This window comes from Sphingobacterium sp. UBA3519 (assembly GCF_002377215.1).
GTDB classification, from domain to species: domain Bacteria; phylum Bacteroidota; class Bacteroidia; order Sphingobacteriales; family Sphingobacteriaceae; genus Sphingobacterium; species Sphingobacterium multivorum.
In genome coordinates this window covers 241,523-262,265 of sequence record NZ_DFPI01000018.1, presented here as the reverse complement: position 1 = coordinate 262,265, position 20,743 = coordinate 241,523, and the positions used below count along the sequence as shown (strand labels likewise).

Below are 20,743 nucleotides of genomic sequence, written 5' to 3'. Positions count from 1 at the left end.
CTTTTTTCTGCCCTAAAGCCAATTGTGAAGTTCTGGTTCCCAGTGATTAGCAATCATGTTGTTTTGCTAAATTTTGATAGCTTTATACGCTATGCTGTACCTAGACTTTCCTTAACCTAGGCACTAATCGTGCGTAGTAAACATAGTCTGTTTACGTTTACATGGAGGGCCAACATCATTCACGTTAGTATGGAAGATGGAAATCTGCTTAATTTTAGTTTTGATTCTGCGGCATTAAAACCTCCCTTAAGATCGTTAGTATATCGTATTGTTTGACAAAAAGCATGGATTGTACCGTCCTTGTTTGACTGGTTTCTTTAGCTGAAAAGGCCGTGCTGCTTACTGTTTTGGTCGCCTTATGAAAAAAAGGATGAGACCCTTTTCCTTTTTTATTGTTTGAAAATAAGCCCATAATCTTTTGTTTTTGTTGGTTATAGCGATCAGGCTCGTTCAGCGGAACCGCTATAACTAATATACAAAATAAAACGGAATTAATTGATAAAAATTTGACTGCCACGCTCTTCATCCTTTTCTATTGAAAGGGATACTGGAATACGTTCTTTGAGCTCTTCAACATGTGAAATAATACCGACGATGCGGTTTTCCTTGTGTAAATCTAATAGGGTTTCGAAAACAATATTAACAGAAGTGATATCTTGTGTTCCAAAGCCTTCATCGATAAAAAAGAAGTTTCTGGCCGCACGCGAATTAGACTGTACACTTTCTGCTAAGGCCAAAGCCAGACTTAGGGATACCTGAAATGCCTGTCCACCGGATAGTGTTTTTACACTGCGACTTTTTCCCTCATTCAAATAATCGATAATTTCAAATTCATTGTTGTCATTCAGCTGCAGGCTAAGTTGATTGCGGGTCATGCGATGGAAACGAATGTTCGCATGATCACACAGCTGCCGTAAATAAATCGAAGAAACATATTGCACAAAGCCCGCACCTTTAAATAGATTAAAAAGTTGTTTCAAATTATCGTGGCGTAAACTTAGTTTGATCTGTTGTTGCTGGAGATTTTCCTTTTTAGCATAGGCGATTCTTAGCTGATCGCGCTCTTGTTGAAGTCGGGCAACATTTTCTGTGCTTGCTTTCAATTCTTGGGCGCTCTCATCCAGGATTTTTTCCTGCGCGAGAAATTGGTTTTCGTCATATACCTGGTCGACGAGTTTCTTTTCCAACTGACTGATCTGTGCCTTCACCGTTTCAAATTGAATCTGAAATTGCTCCAGCTCTTGTCGGATCTGTATGACAGACAAATTCTCCGCGAGTATTTGCCGAATCTCTTCCAACGTTTCAAAGGGTGACGCCTCAAGTAGCTGTTGGAGCGTGACATCGGCCTCTTGACTTTCACGTTCGATATGTCCGAGCTGTTCAACAATGGTCTGTACCAAGCTGTTTTGGGCTGCAAATTGACTGTTTAACTCATTTAATCGTTCGTTTAAAGCAATGTAGTCGCGCTCAATCTCAAGATTCGATCTTTTCAGTGCAGTATATTCCTGTTCGACTGCTTTGGACTCCCGCATTTTATAGTCGGACCAGCGCAGCGTTTTTAGATTCCCCATATTTTGATTAATCTGGGCCTGTTTGCTTGCTTCATCACGTTCAAATTGATGCAGTGCTTTATTGTATTTCTCCAGCTTTTCCTCAACGGAGGCGAGTGTAGCTTGATGTTCGCCAAGTTGTTGCTCCACTTTTGCTAGTTGCGTTTCGATCCGGGCAAGCTCCTGCTTATTTGATGTGTAGCTGGATTCATCCGTAGGACTATAACCGGCCCATGTAAATTGTTGGGCATGCGCAATTTTGTTACGGGCATTCAGCTGTATTTTCGTATGTAGATCTTGTTGCTGATCATTTAGTGACTGCAAACGTAGCTGAAGTTTCTCGACCTGAAATTGCTGATCCTGTTGGTGCTTAAGGTTCTCATTTATCTCAGTAATCAATTTCTCATTAGCGGCAACCTGGTGAGAAATATCCTGTCCTTGATTGATGGCGGGATGTTCCAAAGCTCCACATAGTGGGCACGGGGAGCCTGCTTTAAGGTTTTCTGCATATTGGGTCAGCCTTTGCTGCAGGAGAAGATGAGATTTTTCATCTTGGAGTGCTTGAAGTTTTTGCTCGAGGGCATTGACGACAAGAGGATGATTGGATCGGAATTCTTCGAGATCAGGATGGAAGGCATGGAGTTCATTCTTCAGTATGGCTATGCTTTTTTCTAAATCAATGGCCTGTTTGTTCAGGTCGTCTTCCTGCTGCTGGATGCTCTGCTGCTTGGTATACCACTGACCCAGCTCCATGAGTTCTTGAGATGAGGGTTTTGCTCGCTTTAGGCTGACGATTTGAATTTCTGTCTCCTGAATTCTGGCTTTACAATGTCGTTGTTGATCTTTCGTTTCCTGCACAAAATTGTGTCCCTTCTGCGCCCGATCCTGTAAACTCTTGATTTCATTTGAAAACGTAATCAATTGGCTTATCAATTCCAGGTCCAATTCCTGAATACGACGCTGTGGTAGCAGCTCATATTGTGATTTCAACAGATTTAGACTTGAGGAATGCTCCTGGATCAGCTGTTGAATTTCGGCCTGTCTCTGCTTTTCGGTTTCTACTCTTTTCTGTGTAATTAGGCCTTCCGCCGCTAATTTTTCCTTGGTTTTAAGAATATGTAGAAAGTTGGTTTGCGCTTCCTCAAAGCGATTTAACTTTAACCGTAAAGTTTCTTTTTCATCTTTTTGTTCTAGCAATTGCTGAAAGAGTGCTTTCACTGTTCGGAGTTCTAAGAAATCCTCTTTGAGTTTTTTGAGGCTTAAGAACCTTTCATGATGCGCCTTGTACGACGACTCAAGGACGACAAAGGACTCGACTGCCAGTTGGAGATTTGTTTCGGTCGTTTCTATCAGTTCGGTTGTGACCTCATCAAATCCGATTAATTGACCGTTGAGGTGATCCAGTTCGGACTGATTTTTTTTATAGAGGTTGGAAACTTTATCCTGCAAGTCGAATCGATGCAGCTGAAAAATTTCTTTCATCATATCCGTGCGTTCCTTGGCTCCGAGTTCTATAAACTCTTTAAACTGTCCTTGAGGAATGATGATTGTCCGCTTGAAGTTCTCATAGCTTAATCCGATGATATGCTGCGTATTGCTGCTTTCTAGTGGAACCCATGCTTCATTGATTTTTTCGTAGAGTACAACCGTGGGCGATTTCACATCATCGAAATTTTTGGAATTGCGTTTAAATTCGCGGGTAATTCTAAATGTACGGTCTTCAAAGTTGACGAAATCAAGCTCAATATAAGATCGGTTAGACTTTAGATTCATCATGTTATAAGCGCGCTTATCCCGTGCATTCAGGCGTTCTGTTTCCCCAAATAAGGCGTAGGTAATTGCTTCCAATATCGATGATTTGCCGGAACCCACAGCACCGAAGATACCAAAAAGACCTGCTTGAGAAAGCGCAGTGAAATCGATCGTCTGACGTTCTTGATATGAGTATATCCCTTCTAGAGTTAACTTTAATGGAATCATGGATTATGAGTTTAGGATTTCGCGAAAAAGATCGAGGATGTCATCATTGGGTGCCTGGTTGCCGTTCTTGGATTTAAAATAATCGTTGAATAAAGTCGACATGTCTTGTGTAAGATTAATTTCTTTGGCTTCAAGCAGCTCTTGCTCATCCTGCTTAACGAGCGGAATGAGGTAGATTATTCCCGAATGGCTCTGATAGATTCGCTTGCGGTCCTCGGCTTTTAAGAAGGTCTCCGATTTCAGCGTGAGCTCCACCAATGCATTGGGGTTTTCAGACAACCAAGATATACACTGCTCAATATCGTCGAATGATTTTCGGACCAGCGGTTTGCCCTGAGTCAATGGAATGCGCTCGACAATTGCTTGTTCGCCGGCCGATACATTCACCAGCGCAACGTATTTAGTTTGCCCAGCCTCCGAAAAGCTATAACATAGGGGCGAAGATGCATAAATTACCGGTTTCTCAGCCGAACCGATATTTTTATAACCATGGATATGCCCTAATGCCGTGTATTGGACCTGCGTCGGGATGGCCTCTGAATAGATTAAGTCTGCATTACCAATTTTGACCGGTTTTTCGCCATCTGGCTCCTCTAAAAGTGGACTGCCCAATTTATTCATGTAAAGATGTGCCGTCAATATATTGACGCCTTTATCATCGCAATAGGTATTGGCTATTTTTTGCCAATTTGCCGCTAACACTTCATTCAATTTACTTTCTTTCTCTTCGCCTAGATACTGTTTTAAGCGTATTTCATTGGCATAGGCTGTGTGAAGAATACGAATCGGGTCGTCAAATTGCGGCAAGCTTAATTCGATGAAGCCTGTATCTGACTGTAACACGGTGAAACCCTCTGTTGCGAAAGGAGTGACCACAGCATGAGGATGCCCGATTAAGATGATCCCCGACGCTCTTGCCAAAGGATCGGGTGCATCAATCAAATGAGGTGAATCGTGATTGCCTGCGATTGCTATTACAGGGCGCATGCCATTCTTTGTAAGACGCTTGATGGTTCGGTAAAATAACTCAATGGCTTCCACACCTGGATTGAAGGCATCGAACAGATCTCCTGCGATGATCACCAGATCCACGTTTTCCCGATCTGCGATATGAACGATTTCGTCCATGACCAGTACTTGTTCATCTATCCGGGAAAAACTGTCCAATCTTTTTCCTAAATGCCAATCGGCGGTATGCAATATTTTCATGTGAGAGCTTGGATATTTTGCGACAATGTTACAAACTAAGATAATTTTGGCATGAAATGCAATTATAATTGGATGGAATCTTTCAAATGATCAATTTGTGCTAATAAGGAATGAGGCCTTTCTTTTCTTTGAATGGCTATGTTCCCGAAATCGAAGTGTTAAAACATGTTAAATGCATACCATAAAAGTCATTTAATTGTATTTTTAGTGCTCCAAAATTAAGCTAGATAGTCATAGACAAGAAGTATGCGAAAAATTTACCTGTATATCTGTTTTTTCTTTATGCTGTTGATGCGCGTAAATGCGCAGGAGATACACGCTATAAAAGGGGAGACTGCTTATCCCTTTCTATTGAAAGATGCTGCACCGGATTCATTGGAATCTGAAAAGCAGCCTGTGTTTGTGTTTTTGCACGGAAGAAGTTTGTCCGGGACAAATTTAGACCGTGTAAAGCGTTACGGTGTATTGTATGCCATCAATAAAGGGCAGGATGTACCTGGGATAATTGTTGCACCACAGTCCCGGGGAGGATGGGATCCAGACAAAGTGATCGAAATTGTTGACTATGTTATTGAACATTACAATGCCGACCCCGATCGTATTTACGTTTGCGGCATGAGTATGGGAGGCTATGGCACAATGGATGTGGCTGGCAAATATCCTGAAAGGGTGGCTGCTGCAGTTGCAATATGTGGTGGTGGATCGAGTCAGTATGCATCTAACCTGACGCAGGTGCCGATATGGCTTCATCATGGTACTGCTGATCGTGCTGTGCCAATTTCGGAATCCCGAAAAATTATGAATGCGATAAAAAGAGAGGATCCGGAAGCAAATGTGAGCTTAAATGTAATAAAAGGGGGCACACACGGAAGCGTGGAACGACTGTTTCATGACGATGCAATTTACAATTGGATGTTGAAATTTAAGAAAAAGCATAAATCTTAGCTTAACGTGAATGCGAAGGTGCTCTGTCGGACAGTGATTTACAACATAAAAAAGCCTGATGAAATATTTCTATCAGGCTTTTTTGTTGTTATCCTTCGTGATCAAAGGCGGACTGTCTTTTTTGAAATTGAGCCATTAATATATTAGGTTGATGGATCAAACGTGTTTTTGCGAGGTATTCGGAGTTGTCAGCGTAAATAAACAACAACGTTCCATCTTTGATTGTGTTAATGATTGGACCTGCAAACTCTCTTGGAACCGCGGGGCAGCCGTAGCTTTTGCCAAGTCTGCCTAAACTTGCTATTGTTCCTGTGCTACAGTAGTCGGCGCCATGCATCACAACATATCGTGCTTTTGCATTGTCATTTATCCCCTCTTCAAGACCATTTAAAACCAAAGAGTAGCCGTTCTCGCCATTGTAGGTGTTTTCTGTTGTAAAGAATCCTAAAGAACTTTTAAGTGATTCCTGTTGATTTGAAAAATTGACGGCATAGTTTTCACCGCTATTTTTTCCATGTGCGACCAGCGTGTTGAATAGTACTTTTTTGTGCGCAAGATCGAGTACCACAAGCCTCTTTTCCGTTGATGCCAATGAAAAATCGATGACGGTCATGATGTCCTTGTTGTGGATCGGAAGTTCTTTTCTGCCTTCCATTGCTTGACGAAACGCTTCGTATTTTAATACTTTGCCTAGATTCATTTCATCATACAATGAGTCAACTTCGGTATGTTGACGTTCGACATTGATACGATGAGTGCTGGTGGTTTGTTGATCTGTTGTTTTTAATTCTTCTTGTGAGGACAGTGCTGTATTAAGTGCCATCAAAAGAAACATAAACGTATTTCCCATTCTTCTCCCTTTTCTGTGTAGATGTTTACAAAATTAATGATTAAAGATAATACATGTTTGATTTACAGAATGTTAAATATTGTTAATCAATAACAATAACCAGCGAAGCGAGGTCTTTTGACCGTTTATAGACAAATTGGGCGTGAGATGACGCATTTCTGACGCACATATGGGACTTGGGTATTGTGCCCAGATTCTCACTATATTCAATGATGCTGCCGTTGGGATTGTTAACTGGAACCCCATGTATATAGGCCCCGGCGGTAAATCGGGTAGCATAGGGGGCGAATCCGGCATAAGTTTTGGTACCGTCTTCATAGTAAAACATCTTGGATTTGTGTTCCTGGACCACAAAGAGGCCTGTCGGTGTTTCCTGGGCATGGGGAGGTTTGTGCCGGCCACTCGTCACGGGGTTCATGCTTCGGACAAGCCATTCGCTACCGACCTTCTCCAAGGTGCAGATATTTTGGTTCTTCACATCGACAACATTGATAATGTTGAACTGTACGGTATCGCTAATGATGCGAAGATATCTTTTGGGTACGGTATATTTCCCTTCGAATGAAATACCCTCAATCGGAATCCGTGCGATGCTGTCGGGGCCTTGTACGCGAACGAGCCAGCCGTCGCGACCGTAACGAACGGCCTTCGCGCTGTTAAGATCGTAGAGGGGTGCCGCTTGATAGCGTTCGACATTGAAACTGTCGGACACGCGTTTATAAGAGTCCCGCTTATAATTCTGGATTGTTGGCGCTTCGCCCTTTTCATTTTGATAATTTTGTAGAACGCCGTACAGCGATGGAGACTGTTGAAAATTTTCGATAAAGGCCAGGCGTTCCTTGATTTTATCCCATTGAAAACCTCGCGTGGTATCTTTGTAGGGATAACTGTCCTCCAGGGTGTATTTGTTGTAAAGCAGCTCTTTTTTAAGAATAATATCATCAGCCGTAAATACTTTTTTCTTCTCAACCTGCTCTTTAGGAGGTGTAGGTTTTCGCTGTTCAGTTTGCTGATTGGTCTTTGTTGTGTTTTTCTTATCTTGCCGGCATCCCGGCAATAGAAACAACATGCTTAGTATGAAACAGGTTAATCTTCGATTCATATATGGATGTATAGATTGTCGTTTTATTCCTTAAACTTAGATAATTAGTTTATTATTTGCAATTTTATTGCAGTTGAAAGAAAAAGAATTACCGTTAAACCTTTAATATTCGTTTTGTGAACCCTAACAGATTTTCGAGGTTAGGACGTTCACTTGGTGTGAAATTTGGTTGTAAAGAGCTGTCTTGAATGCGGGGGATATATTTCTTTGATGATGGATAAAAAGTTAGTTTTGTGGTCTGAAATAATCAGTGTGAAATAAGTGATATGGACAAAATTGTTATTTGCTCGGGGGTGATGCTTGCCCCGGAAGGAGATTTGCTGATGGTTCGTAAAAAAGGTTCTAGCTATTTTCAGCTGCCCGGCGGGAAGGTAGCTCCGGAAGAAAGCCGTGAGGAGACCTTAATTCGCGAACTCAAGGAGGAGCTTCAGTATGACGTGGGCGGGATGGAAATACGGTTTATCGGAAGCCACAGTACGCAAGCCGTAAATGAGCTTAATACGGTTGTCGTGGGCTATATCTATTTAATTAAACTGGCAGAGCGTCATGCATTTGAGGCTTACGAAGAGCTGGACGAAGTGCTGTGGATCAGTAAAGCTAATTGGCAGAACTACCGATGGGCTCATTTGGCATCCGAGTTTGTTCTTCCGAAATGGCTTTCGGGTGATTTTGATCAGTAAATCGTATTGAGTAAACAAATTAAACCTTTGTTTGTTAGAGTTTTATAAAAACTAAAAATAAACGAAGATTATGGAAAATCAGCTTTTAAAAGGGGCGAAGGACTTTTTTGACGAAGAAGCGGTCGCTCAGATAGGGCAAGTTTTAAACCAGGATAAAGAGGGGGTGAAGCAGGGGTTGAATGCAACAATTCCCGCCTTGTTTTTAGGTTTAAGCCAACATTCCGATTCCGGTGGAATTTCGGCAATACTTGAAAAGGCCAAGCAGCATTTCGCGGATTTTGATCTCAAAGGACTTCTCGGCGGTGTGACAAACGCGGATGAGTCTGCAGGGGATCGTGCGGTGGAAGGTGAGAATTCGGCTGGGCTACTGGGATCAATATTTGGTGGTGGCCTGGATACCGTTTTGAGTACTGTTGCCGGTTATTTGGGCTATGATGGTAGTTCCATTGGGAAATTAATGAATTTTTCTCTGTCAGCGATATTCTCCAGTTTAACAAATAAGGGACAAAATTGGGATTTTGAACGTATCGGTCATGTTTTGCAGGAAAATAAAACAGCTTTTGCTGCTGCTGTGCCAGCGGGTTTAGGTTTAGGTGCCTTTGGAAAGCTTTTCGATGGGGCGCATTTTTCTCCACCTGTGGAGTCGGTGACTGAACCTGCAGTTCCTGTTGATGTTGTCAAGGAGGTCGATAGTCATAAGTCAAGCTCCATTAATCCGGCAAATGAGTTGGAAGCACATAAAGAGCCTTTGTCATTGCCGAGAACAGGAGAGTCGCGGGCAGCGATAGCTGAAAACAGTTCCAGAAGCGGGTCCGGTGGCGGTTGGTGGAAGATTTTAATCGCTTTGGTTATATTGGCTCTACTCTGGTTTTTATTTGGAAAAGGCTGCAGCGGCAGTAAGCAAGACGGTGCTACCGACACCAGTGTGAACAGTGCAATGGTGGATTCAAGTACCATGAAAACAGGTTCCAGTTTAGTGGAGCGCGAGCAGACGGAGGTCATCTTGCCAGATGGTGTCAAACTTGCTGCATTTAAAGGCGGGATAGAAGATCAGTTGGTCCAATTTCTAAAATCCGATTATAAGTCGATCGGTGAGGATTCCCTGAAAAATACCTGGTTTGATTTCGATAACCTGAATTCCAAAACAGGTACAGCCGAGGTGTTGCCTGAAAGCCAGGTGCAACTGCGTAATCTTGCGGCGATATTAAAGGCTTTTCCTGCAGCCAATATTAAGATCGGTGGTTATACCGACAAAACAGGTAATGAGGATTTTAATAAAAAGTTATCGCTTGAGCGCGCAACAGCTGTAAAGGATTACCTGGGTAAAGAGCAGCTTTCCAAACAGGTAATCGGTGCAGAGGGGTACGGTTCACAGTTTGCCAAGTATAAGGCAGATGCGCCCGAATCCGATCGTATTATGGATCGGCATGTTTCGATAAGTGTACGGTAAGTGTTTTTTGCTGAACAATAGCCTTGAACGATCCGATCGACAAGACTAAGTTTGAATTCCAAACTATGTTTTTTCTCATAAAAATGCCCCCAGAAAGTGTCTCGCTTTTGGGGGCATTGCAGTGTAACCTGCCCTTTTCTTTGGTGTAATGGAATGCTCTTTAGAAACTGTATACACAGGCCAATAGAAATTGTCCAGCAGATTTAGTTGGGCTTAAGTCGTTCTTGATGAATCGTTCGGTATTTCCTTTGTCAATTCTGATTTCGGGAATAAATTTGAATCCATGGTAATTGTATTCTGCTGTTAAGGTGGTTGCGAGGATATTGGAACTAGGGATTCCATTTTCTTCCTCTTTATGCGTTTGGAAAAACTCTTCGCGTAATCCTAGGCCAAAATTTTCTGAAAAATGAATTCTTGGATAAAGTGCTATTCCAGAGTAACCGCCACCATCTCTCTTTTTATAATTTGTAGCATTTAATCCAAGGAAAAATTTTGAGGTGAAGTCATAATTAGCAACGAGATCGACCAAGGTCCCGGAACTGTAATTGTTTTTACCGCCAGCGGACGATCCTGTCAGAAAATTGAGATAGAAGCTGCTTTTGTCATTGGGGGTATAGGCCAGTTGTGATCCGACATGGGAAACTCCGTTCATATCTTGATAGACGTTCCAGTCGTTAAATAGTCCGACCATTAAGGCTACTTTGTCTGAGAAACTATAGGTAGCTTTTAAACCTGCGTCTTGAAATGGGCCGGCGCCAAATAAATAGGAAGTTGAATAATGAAAGTTGTATGTGGGCGATATTACTTCAAAACCCACAAATGTTCCCATGAATCCTGCAGTAAGATTGAGCTTCTCGGTTAGATCATAGCCTACATATAAATTTTGGATGTGGAAACTGTTTTTGTCATCGCCGGCCTGGCCATCACCGTTCATAATGGATCGATACTGTCCTCTGGGCCCAAAAGATAATTCTCCGACAAATGATGCTTTTTTAAACTTCTTTTTTACAGCCAAATCCACCATGCCAATAGACACAGAATTGTTGTCTTCCGTAAAATAGGTGTTGATGTTGGGTTTGTTTTGAAAATCATATTTCCAATAGGTGTCTACTGATCCGGATATTTCTATTCCTTTTTCTTTTGTTTCTTCTTGGCACGTGGCTGTTTTTATTAGAAATGTCGATAAAATAATGGTTGTTAGAAGTCTTTTCATGTTTTTTTTGGGGTTTAAGTTTGGTTTGTTTGATGTTTTTAGGTGAAATTATCTTTGTTTTGCTTGTTTTGTTTGGTTTTTGGTTTAAAAATAAAGTGATTATTGTGGTTTTTGTATTTGTTTTTGTGAAATTATGTAAAAAAAATCATAAAAAATAAAATAACATGGTATTTTTTTAATAAAAAGACTTTATATTTGAAAAAATTATAAGCGAAAGTAGGTTTTTGTTTTGTTCTTGTATTTTTTTAACAATTTTATTAATGTATTGAAAACACTAATCAGTTTAAACAAATGAAAAAAATTATTCCACTCATTGTTCTAGTTCTTTTGGGAGTATTAGGACTTGTATTTCCCTCGATTGACTTGTCTGACTTAAACAAGACAGAATTTGATACGGGAGATACGGCCTGGTTGTTGACTTCTTCTGCATTGGTGTTGATTATGACACCTGGACTTGCCTTTTTTTACGGCGGTATGGTTAGCAAGAAGAATGTAATTTCAACGATGATGCAAAGCTTTATATGTATGTGTTTAATGACAATCCTTTGGGTCACTGTTGGCTTTAGTTTAGCTTTCGGCGATGATATCGGTGGTATTGTGGGTGATCCGCGTACATTTTTTATGATGAAAGGTACATTAGGGAATGTTGCTTGGGGAGCGCTTCCCACTATACCTTTGGTTTTGTTTGCCATGTTTCAATTGAAGTTTGCGATTATTACACCGGCATTAATTACTGGGGCTTTTGCAGAACGTATCCGTTTTAATTCATTTATGTTATTCATAATCCTGTTCAGTATTTTTATTTATATGCCATTGGCACATGCTACGTGGCACCCAGAAGGTATATTGGCAAAATTTGGTGTTCTTGATTTTGCCGGTGGTACAGTTGTACACATGTCGGCTGGTTGGGCGGCGTTGGCAGCTGCTATTTATTTAAAAGGACGTAAGACACAAAGTCATAATCCAGCACGTATAAGCTACGTGATCTTGGGTACAGCACTTTTATGGTTTGGCTGGTTTGGATTTAATGCCGGTTCTGCCGGTGGAGCAAATTCGTTGGCAGCATATGCTTTTGCGACCACAACTACAGCATCGGCTATGGCCGCGATGGCATGGATATTTGTTGATATCATACGTGGAAAAAAACCTTCAGCAATGGGGGCATGTATCGGTGCTGTTGTTGGTTTGGTTGCAATTACTCCAGCAGCTGGTTTTGTCAGTATTCCACATGCGATGATCATTGGTTTGGTTGGTGCTTTGGTTAGTAATCTGGTTGTATATTTGAGAAGCAAAACAAGTATAGACGATACGTTGGATGTGTTCCCTTGTCACGGGGTAGGCGGTATGGTTGGTATGGTACTTACCGGTGTGTTTGCTCACCATAATGTTAATCCACTTGTTGTGGACAATGGCCTATTTTTTGGCGAGACGAAATTGTTTTTTGTCCATATGGTCGCGTTATTTGCGGTGTCATTTTTTGCCTTCGTGGGTTCATTGGTACTATTGAAGATCACCGATCTTATCGCTCCATTGCGCGTCGAAGAAACAGATGAAGAGCTTGGCTTGGATGTTTCTCAACATGCAGAAGCATTGTAAACCATTCGTGGCATAACGCTCCATTTATCCCAAACAATCTACTGCTTCGCGGTACATTGTTTGGGATATTTTTTGCATTTTTGTCCTGCCAGGAGAAGAGTGTATGTTGTTATACACTATTTTCGGCAACTATGCCTCTAAAAAGATGTTCAATGACTACTGAGATTAAAGATACTTTGCGTTCTGATTTTGAAAAAATGATGCGTTATTGCCTCCAGAAAAATGGTGATTTCGGTTTTAACCTGTTTGGCGAATATGCTGTATCTGTATTAAATTTCTATGTCGGGAGTTCAATTTTGCCGCTTAACGAAAAACGTGAAGCTGCATTTTTCCTTACGAACCTTTACAATGCAGGTATCAGAAATGCAATTACTCCTGAGGACATTGAAGAAATAGCCGATGTGCTCTCGCAGGACAAGACGTTAAACTATCAGCTATTGGCCCCTATCTTTAACTAAGGTTTGATCTATTATACAGGATTAGTGCTTGGTCCACACCAGATCGCCTGTTTTATATCCACATTGGAGGGCATAGGTTAAAAATTCATTTCTTATTTTATCTGGAATTTCCCTCTCACGGCCCAAAATCCACATATAGTCGAGGTTGTCTCCAAAAATAAGTGCATATTTATAATCCGACGTTATTTTTACGATATTATAGCCACTGTAAAACGGTCCAAAGAACGACACTTTAAGTGCACCTTCATTGGGGCTGTTGACAAATTTAGCTTTTCCGATAGACTGTTTCCAGCGTTCTTTGTCTTCGGAGTACCCTTGGTTATTGACACGTATTGTACCATTTTTATTTTTGCTGTATTCTGCCGAAACTTGACTTAAGCCTTTTTCCCAATAAAAGTCGAGTCTAGCTATTTCATACCATTTTCCAAGGTATTTATCCAAGTCAAAAGGATCGACGACGTCGGGTCGCGAGATGACGGGCTTAAAGGCATTATAGGCCACAGCGCTAAGTGCGACGCCAGCTAACAGTAACAGTGATTTTTTCTTATCCATGTTCATCTTTTGAATATATATTGTTAAAACAACAATTTTGATACCAATAAGGTTTAGACATACCGCGCTATTTTGCTAATTTTGTTGACTAAAATTTGTATCGGTGTATTCAAGGGAAGAGATAAAACAATTAAAACAGTTATTCTGGACGAAGTTTGGCCAATTTATGGCTTTACATACTTCTGCAGATGGGGATAAGGTAAATTGGATCAACTACAAGACAGGCATTAAGCATTTATACTTCAAAATGGATGCGGATAACAAAGTGGCAACTGTTGCGATACAGTGGTCACAACCTGATGCTGGACTGAGGGCATTGATGGCAGAACAATTTTTTCAGTTTAAAGCGTTGTTGCAGGATCTTCTTGAAGAGGAGTGGATTTGGGACATGGACGGAACGGACGAATATGGGAAACCGATTTGTCGGATCTACACAAGCTTAACAGGTTACAGCGTTTTTAAAGAGACAGACTGGGCTGAGCTCATTTCTTTTTTTAAGCCTCGAATAATTGCGCTGGATGAGTTTTGGTCCTCAGCAAAGTATACCTTCGATATTTTCAAATAATTAACATTTAGTATAGTAAGATGAGTTATTACAGGTTTGATTCCGCTTTTCAACTCCAGTTTGTGGAGAGAACAGCGTTTTTTACAGGTAAGAACTTCGTCATCATTTAAAACAACAATCTAATGAAAAAAATGATTAAGGGTTTGCTGGCAATGGCAATGTGTTTTCAGCTTTCTTCGGTATTTGCGTGGGGTACAACGGGACATCGTGTCGTGGCCGAAATTGCGGAACGCCATTTGACAAAAAAAGCCAAAAAAAATATAGGGAAAATTATTGGAAAACAGAAACTGGCTTATTGGGCCAACTGGGGCGATTTTATTAAATCAGATCCCAATCCTGAATTTAAAAAACTGGGAAATTCCCATTTTATCAATTTAAACTCGAATTTACCCTGGGCTGATTTTCAATTGGGTTTGGAAAGTTCAGCCGACGAGAATCTTTATAAGACAGCGCTACGTATTGAGAAGTCGTTTGCAGATAAAACTCTTCCAATGGATCAGCAAAAGCAAAACCTCTATTTCTTGATCCATATTTTGGGCGATGCGCATCAACCCATGCACGTTAGCCGTGCTGAGGATCAAGGAGGCAATAAGATTGAAGTAAGCTGGTTTGGAAAAAAATCGAATATTCATCGTGTATGGGATAGCGATTTGGTTGATAATGAGAAGTATAGTTACACCGAGTTTGCAACTGTTTTAGATGTGAACAATAAAAAAGAGAATGCGCAGTTAGCGGCTGGAGAACTCTCGAATTGGTTGTATGAATCAAATCAATTAGCTGAAAAGATTTATGCTGACGTAGCTAATAACGCCAATTTATCGTACACTTATGTCTATCAAAACAAGGATATTATGGAGCAATGTATGCTCAAAGGTGGTTTACGCCTTGCCAAAGTGTTAAATCGGATTTTTGGTTAATGTAGCGGGGCTATCACTTCACACAAACAGGGCTATCCATTTTGGATAGCCCTGTTTGTGTCATGCCAGACATATTCCTGACAGTACCGTTTAATTTATTCGATTATCAAAGAAGCTGGCCTCACGGTTTGGATATCTTCCTAATTTAGGTCAGCCCGACGTTGCGATCAAATTGATTGTATGCTTTCAGTTAAACAATGTCCGTAGATTAATTGTTTCCTGTGTATTAAATCGATTTCAATGACTATCCCACAATTATTTAAGAAAATTGTTCCCTTTGCCAAACCTTATCGTCAGTTGATTATTTATACGTTGCTATTAACGGTAGTGGGGTCTTTCGCGGCGCAAATAAACGCTTTTATTTTACGTTATACCGTAGATGAAATTAATGAGCTGATGGTCGCCAAGGAGCCTTTATCGAAAGGCATGTATCTTGTTGGTATAATTAGTATTATTTTACTAATTAAAGAAATAGTCTACGCTTTTGTGCAATTTGGTCAGAAATTTTACGGGGAGAAACTTCGCATTTATATCGCACGTGACTTTTCTCAATCCATTGTAAACCGCATTTTAACCTATAAGTTAGCCTTCTATACCTCAAGCGACAATGAAAGTGGAAAATTGGCTACCCGGATAGATGCCGGGATCAGTTCGTTGACACGTCTGGTCCAAAATTTCTTTATTGATATTCTGCCTTTGTTTGCCAATGCAATCATTGCATTAATCTGTATGTTCTACGCTAATGTATACGTAGGTCTAGTGGGATTGGCTGTTATTCCCTTGTATCTTTATATTAGTCAGACCCAAGCCTCCAGATTGACGGGCTTTAGGAGGCAGATGCGCAAATACCGGGAGTCGAAAAATAATAGGATCATTAGTTTGATCGATTCAATTTTGGTAATTAAATCTTTCGTTCGAGAGCCAGAAGAAGCGAAACGTCATGAAAAGATTCAATATGAAATGACTGAGAATCAAATGGAAACTCGAAAAACAAGTTTTTTTTACGATAGCATTAAAAATTTCGTAGAACAGATTGCCGTTGTGATAATTATTGTTTTAACGGCCTATCTTGTTCTCTCCGGCCAAATTACCATTGGTGCGATTATGTTTCATATTATGTTATTTAATAACGTTTCGGCGCCGATTCGTCAGCTGCACCGGATTTATGATGAGGTAAACGATGCCCTGGTCTATTCGGAATCTTTCTTTGAAATTTTGGAATCTGACGAGTATATAGAATCAAAGGGAGATTATAAGCCGGCACAGATAAAAGGACATTTGGCATTACGGAATGTATTTTTTGAATATCCGAATGGGACGGTTGCTTTAAAGGATGTAAATTTTGAGATCAAGCCAAATGAAATTACGGCATTAGTGGGGCTGAGTGGAGCCGGTAAAAGTACGATTATCAACTTATTGGATAAATTTTATGAACCCACCAGTGGGCAAATTTTTTTGGATGGGGTAGACTTGGCAAAATACGATACAGCGTTTCTCCGTCGACATATCGGTATGGTATTGCAACGGAATCATATTTTTAAAGGAACTATCTTTGAAAATATTGAATATGGTAAAATGGGAAGTTCCAGGGGAGAGATCATTGAAGCGGCCAAAAAGGCCTATATCCATGAGCAGATTATGGATTTGCCCAAAGGTTACGATTCAGATGCGCAATTGCTGTCAGGGGGGCAGCAGCAGCGGATCGCTATAGCTCGTTTGTTTTTAAAAAATCCACCGATTATTTTTCTCGACGAGCCTACGGCTAATTTGGACGCCATTGCGACCGAACAGATTAAAAATAGTTTGGATGCCATAAAGAAAGACCGTACAGTGATTATCGTTTCTCACAGTATCTCCCAGATCATCGATTCCAATGCTATTGTGGTCATGGAAAAGGGGATGGTGGTGGAGAAAGGACAACATGAAGATCTTTACGCACATAAAGGAACCTATTATGATATTTTCTCGGCAATGGCCAACAGCTTAAACCTGAGTAAAATAAGCAGAACATTACAAGCAGATAAAAGATAGGGGATTATTAACTTGTGCGACTATGGAGTATCATGCCAATGACCACCAATACAATACCCATACAGGAATATACATTTGGAAGTGCCGCCTGCAAGAAGAGAATTTCGCCTAGCAGCGTAAAAATAACTTCCATGGCCTGTGTTGCCTCTACAGCTGCTAAGGCTTTATGATCGTGATAAACGAAATCAGTAGCTGAGAAAAATAAAAGTGTTGCAATCACCCCCGAACAAATGGCCACTAAAAAGGTTTGGAAGAGCTGGCTATCAGTTGGTAAACCATGATCAGAATAGCCAAATAGACTCAGGATAATCCAAAATGGCATACTACAGAGCGTCATCCCGAGCGTGCGTTGAAAAGCATCTAACCTATTATTTGATATTTTCATCATTTTACGGTTACCTAAGGGATAGGCAATGGCACCGATCAATACAGGGATGGTTCCCAATAACATGCTGTTTAAGAAGGTTGACTGGGCTTCTGAAATTTGCATCAAAAGAATACCTAAAAAAATTAGAATGGAGAAGAGGAGTGAAGCTTTTGATATGCTTTTTCGTTGACCTTTCGTTTCGAGCAACAGACCAATAAACATGCCGGCTATAATGGTGAATTCGAAAGTGCTGGCTACGAGCCAAGATGGGCCATAATTTGCGCCATAGGTAAGCGCCGCATAGAACAGTCCGAATCCGATGGTACTCCAAAGAAGCCATTGCCAAAGGTTGGATCTGATTTCTTTAAGTAAATCGATGAGGTTTCCTCTTATGGCAACAATGATAAGTAAGACTGGGAGCATCCAAATAAACCGTAAGGAGGCTGTCCATTGCCAGCTTCCACCGGACACGGCCATAATGCGGTTTAGAACGAAGGTACTGGCAAAAAATAAGGCGGCTAGCGTTCCTAAAAAAAGTGCATTTTTTTTATTCTTTTTTATTGTAAATTGGATTGGCATAAGTAAGTGGAATGCGATGTATACTTAACTTTGTGAAAGTAAGCAAATGTCCGTTTAAATGAAAATGAAACAAAAACTAATTGATTTTTATCGCGATTTTCTCATTTAAAATTCCTTATTTTGCCTAATCAATAAAACAAGTAGTAAGAAAATTAATCAAGATGATTATACAACCAAGAACTAGAGGTTTTATTTGTTTAACCTCGCATCCACAAGGGGCTGCGCAAAACATTAAAAATCAAATTGAATACGTGAAATCCAAAGGTGAGATCGCGAATGGTCCAAAGAAAGTATTGGTAATCGGTGCTTCTACTGGATTTGGTGTTGCATCTCGGATTTCTGCAGCATTTGGTTCTGGAGCTGCTACAATCGGTGTATTTTTTGAAAAACCTGCGGCAGAAGGCAAGCCCGGGACTGCCGGATGGTACAATTCCGCAGCTTTTGAGAAAGAAGCCCATGAGGCGGGATTATATGCCAAAAGTATCAATGGTGACGCTTTTTCGGACGAAGTGAAAAAACAAACTATTGAACTTATTAAAAAGGATCTGGGACAGGTTGATTTAGTGGTTTACAGTTTGGCATCACCACGCCGTACGCATCCAAAAACGGGGGTAGCACATGCTTCTGTTTTGAAACCGATACAAGAACCATTTACCAACAAAACGGTAGATTTCCATACGGGTGTAATTTCAGATATTACCATTCAGCCTGTTGAAAATGAAGAAGATATTGCGAATACTGTAGCTGTTATGGGTGGAGAAGACTGGAAGTTTTGGATCGAAGATCTTAAAGCTGCTGGTGTGTTAGCTGATGGAGCGAAAACAGTTGCCTATTCTTACATAGGTCCTGAACTTACTTATCCAATTTACCGTAATGGTACGATTGGTCGTGCGAAGGATGATTTAGAAGGAACAGTGCCTGCCATAAACGCGATTTTGAGCGATATTAATGGTGTATCTTATGTATCGGTGAATAAAGCTTTGGTTACGCAATCAAGCTCAGCTATTCCTGTTGTTCCTTTATACATTTCTTTATTGTACAAAGTCATGAAAGAAAAAGGAATTCACGAGGGTACAATTGAACAAATGCAACGTTTGTTTGCCGAGCGACTTTATACTGCTGACGGCAAAGTATTGCTTGATGAAAAAGGTCGTATCCGTGTGGATGACTTAGAAATGCGTGAAGATGTTCAGGCTGAAGTTGCAGCATTGTGGGAGAAAGCAACAACTGAAAATTTAGCGGAAATTTCAGATATTGAAGGTTATCGTAACGAGTTTTTCAATTTGTTCGGTTTCAATTTTGAGGGTATCGATTACAATGCTGATACCAATGAAGTTGTTGGCGTACCTAGTATTGAGGGTTAAATTTAACGAATATACCTACAAAAAGAGCGGTGAATGTTTAAACATTCACCGCTCTTTTTGTAGGTATATCTTTGATACGATGTATGGATGTTTAGTGGAGACTATGGTGTCAGCTCCCGCTTTTTTTGATAGAGTAGGTTTCCAACAACGGCAAAACCAATGCAGACCATCATGGTACTAAATGGGTATATCGCTGTCATCCCCCTATTATTGGCCACAAAGCCAATTAATGGACCTGTGATGCCAAGTGAAATATCAATAAATAGCCCATAAGCAGCCAGAGCAGAGCCTTGTTGACTTTGGTCTACCCGTTTAATGGCTTCGACACCAAGTGCAGGAAATACCAGTGAGAAGCCAAAACCCGTTAACGCAGCGCCCAATAGGGGCCATAAGGGATCAATTGCCACGGCGATAACCGTGAGGCCTACTGTTTCAACAAAAAGACTAACTAAGGCAACCTTGAGCCCACCATATTGGTCAATGACCTTATTGAAAATTAGTCGTGTTAAAATGAAAAATACGCCAAATAAAGTTAAGCATGCTGCCCCATTTTCCCAATTGAAATGTTCATAGTAAAGCGTCATAAAAGTGGAGATACTGCCAAACCCCAGACCACCTAAAGCAAGACAAATTCCAAAGGGAGCTACTAAAAGCAATACGCGTCTAAAACTCACTTTTTCAGCCTTTTTACCTGCCACTTGATAGGGTGTTTTTGCGCGGCAATAAAAATAGCCGAGCAGACCAATAGCACTGGTCAATAGAGCCAAAGCTTCATAATTGATATGATCCACCAGCAACACACCCAAGGGCGCACCAATAGCCAATGCACCATAGCTGGCTATTCCGTTGAAAGAGATCGCTTTTGCGGCATGTTCGTCGCCGAGCTCCATTAATGCCCAATTTATAGGGCTCGCACCCACTAGACCCTCTCCAATTCCAGTAAACAAGCGGGTAATAAGTAGGAGACCCAAACTGAGCAGAGGCTGAGACCGGAATAAAAAAACAAGCAGTAAAAGGAGTCCCGATAATGCAAAAAATAACATGCTGCGCAGAACGGAAATCTTGGGGCCCTTGGTGTCCACAATTTTTCCTGCATAACCGCGTAGTAGGAAAGTAGCGATATATTGAACGCTAATAACCAGTCCCGCAATAATTGTATTAAATCCTAAAGTTTGATGAATAAAGATGGGGAGGGTAGCAAGCGATAGGCCGATTGTGAGGTAACCAAGGAAAGTTAAAGAGACGTAGCCTAAAATCTTTTGATTGACCTCCCGAAGAGAAACTGTCATTATAAAAATTTTAGGCGAAATTACGTCTTTATGCTTGTTTTAAGAA

Annotated in this window: 18 protein-coding genes; 9 read left to right on the top strand and 9 right to left on the bottom strand. The window is 40.8% G+C overall.

All coding sequences use genetic code 11. The features are described from left to right. Window positions 1–214: 214 nt before the first annotated feature. The 3 genes from B3297_RS09410 to B3297_RS09400 form a co-directional block, all read right to left on the bottom strand. Window positions 215–412 (bottom strand): hypothetical protein, encoded by a 198-nt coding sequence (locus B3297_RS09410; protein ID WP_139145072.1) that lies wholly within the window; start codon window positions 410–412, stop codon window positions 215–217. 79 nt (window positions 413–491) lie between these two features. After that, window positions 492–3,530 carry an AAA family ATPase gene (locus tag B3297_RS09405; protein WP_070568927.1) on the bottom strand — a complete coding sequence of 1,013 codons (3,039 nt, stop codon included), beginning with the start codon at window positions 3,528–3,530 and terminating at the stop codon, window positions 492–494. Between the two features lie 3 nt (window positions 3,531–3,533). Beyond that, window positions 3,534–4,739, bottom strand: a complete 1,206-nt coding sequence (locus B3297_RS09400; RefSeq protein WP_070568924.1) for a metallophosphoesterase family protein — start codon at window positions 4,737–4,739, stop codon at window positions 3,534–3,536. 246 nt (window positions 4,740–4,985) lie between these two features. On the opposite strand from B3297_RS09400, the gene B3297_RS09395 reads away from it, so the two are divergent. Beyond that, complete coding sequence (locus B3297_RS09395; RefSeq protein WP_053003619.1) at window positions 4,986–5,684, top strand: prolyl oligopeptidase family serine peptidase; 699 nt, start codon at window positions 4,986–4,988, stop codon at window positions 5,682–5,684. Between the two features lie 88 nt (window positions 5,685–5,772). Here B3297_RS09395 and B3297_RS09390 read toward each other — a convergent pair whose 3' ends face one another. Next, the gene (locus tag B3297_RS09390) at window positions 5,773–6,534 is read right to left on the bottom strand and encodes a murein L,D-transpeptidase catalytic domain family protein (protein WP_236586050.1); all 762 of its coding nucleotides are present in this window, start codon (window positions 6,532–6,534) and stop codon (window positions 5,773–5,775) included. A gap of 82 nt (window positions 6,535–6,616) precedes the next feature. Further along, a complete protein-coding gene (locus B3297_RS09385; protein ID WP_070568921.1) occupies window positions 6,617–7,636 on the bottom strand; it encodes a L,D-transpeptidase in 1,020 nt (339 codons plus the stop codon). A 266-nt stretch (window positions 7,637–7,902) separates the two neighbouring features. On the opposite strand from B3297_RS09385, the gene B3297_RS09380 reads away from it, so the two are divergent. Together B3297_RS09380 and B3297_RS09375 are read left to right on the top strand one after the other, a co-directional pair. Continuing rightward, entirely contained in the window at window positions 7,903–8,316 is a 414-nt protein-coding gene (locus B3297_RS09380; protein WP_053003618.1) for an NUDIX hydrolase, read from the top strand. Window positions 8,317–8,386: 70 nt separating this feature from the next. Beyond that, window positions 8,387–9,766 (top strand): OmpA family protein, encoded by a 1,380-nt coding sequence (locus tag B3297_RS09375; RefSeq protein ID WP_070568918.1) that lies wholly within the window; start codon window positions 8,387–8,389, stop codon window positions 9,764–9,766. Window positions 9,767–9,926: 160 nt separating this feature from the next. On the opposite strand, the gene B3297_RS09370 is transcribed toward B3297_RS09375, so the two are convergent. After that, window positions 9,927–10,979, bottom strand: a complete 1,053-nt coding sequence (locus B3297_RS09370) for an outer membrane beta-barrel protein (RefSeq protein WP_070568916.1) — start codon at window positions 10,977–10,979, stop codon at window positions 9,927–9,929. A gap of 291 nt (window positions 10,980–11,270) precedes the next feature. On the opposite strand from B3297_RS09370, the gene B3297_RS09365 reads away from it, so the two are divergent. Next, on the top strand, window positions 11,271–12,575 hold the full coding sequence (locus tag B3297_RS09365) for an ammonium transporter (protein WP_070568913.1): 1,305 nt from the start codon (window positions 11,271–11,273) through the stop codon (window positions 12,573–12,575). A 152-nt stretch (window positions 12,576–12,727) separates the two neighbouring features. Further along, window positions 12,728–13,033, top strand: a complete 306-nt coding sequence (locus tag B3297_RS09360; RefSeq protein ID WP_046673578.1) for a hypothetical protein — start codon at window positions 12,728–12,730, stop codon at window positions 13,031–13,033. A gap of 21 nt (window positions 13,034–13,054) precedes the next feature. On the opposite strand, the gene B3297_RS09355 is transcribed toward B3297_RS09360, so the two are convergent. Continuing rightward, window positions 13,055–13,585, bottom strand: a complete 531-nt coding sequence (locus tag B3297_RS09355; protein ID WP_070569098.1) for a lipocalin family protein — start codon at window positions 13,583–13,585, stop codon at window positions 13,055–13,057. A gap of 103 nt (window positions 13,586–13,688) precedes the next feature. On the opposite strand from B3297_RS09355, the gene B3297_RS09350 reads away from it, so the two are divergent. The 3 genes from B3297_RS09350 to B3297_RS09340 all read left to right on the top strand — a co-directional run bounded on the left by B3297_RS09350 (window position 13,689) and on the right by B3297_RS09340 (window position 17,098). Beyond that, the gene (locus tag B3297_RS09350; protein WP_070568910.1) at window positions 13,689–14,150 is read left to right on the top strand and encodes a DUF4268 domain-containing protein; all 462 of its coding nucleotides are present in this window, start codon (window positions 13,689–13,691) and stop codon (window positions 14,148–14,150) included. Between the two features lie 122 nt (window positions 14,151–14,272). Then, a complete protein-coding gene (locus B3297_RS09345) occupies window positions 14,273–15,067 on the top strand; it encodes a S1/P1 nuclease (RefSeq protein ID WP_070568908.1) in 795 nt (264 codons plus the stop codon). Between the two features lie 240 nt (window positions 15,068–15,307). Next, window positions 15,308–17,098: an ABC transporter ATP-binding protein gene (locus tag B3297_RS09340; protein ID WP_070568903.1), complete on the top strand. Its 1,791-nt coding sequence runs from the start codon at window positions 15,308–15,310 to the stop codon at window positions 17,096–17,098. A gap of 7 nt (window positions 17,099–17,105) precedes the next feature. On the opposite strand, the gene B3297_RS09335 is transcribed toward B3297_RS09340, so the two are convergent. Continuing rightward, the gene (locus B3297_RS09335; RefSeq protein WP_286778815.1) at window positions 17,106–18,044 is read right to left on the bottom strand and encodes a multidrug resistance efflux transporter family protein; all 939 of its coding nucleotides are present in this window, start codon (window positions 18,042–18,044) and stop codon (window positions 17,106–17,108) included. Between the two features lie 161 nt (window positions 18,045–18,205). Here B3297_RS09335 and fabV point away from each other — a divergent pair, with 161 nt between their 5' ends. Then, window positions 18,206–19,408, top strand: a complete 1,203-nt coding sequence (fabV, locus tag B3297_RS09330; RefSeq protein WP_070568896.1) for an enoyl-ACP reductase FabV — start codon at window positions 18,206–18,208, stop codon at window positions 19,406–19,408. 101 nt (window positions 19,409–19,509) lie between these two features. On the opposite strand, the gene B3297_RS09325 is transcribed toward fabV, so the two are convergent. Then, window positions 19,510–20,697: an MFS transporter gene (locus B3297_RS09325; RefSeq protein WP_070568893.1), complete on the bottom strand. Its 1,188-nt coding sequence runs from the start codon at window positions 20,695–20,697 to the stop codon at window positions 19,510–19,512. Between the last annotated feature and the right edge of the window lie 46 nt (window positions 20,698–20,743).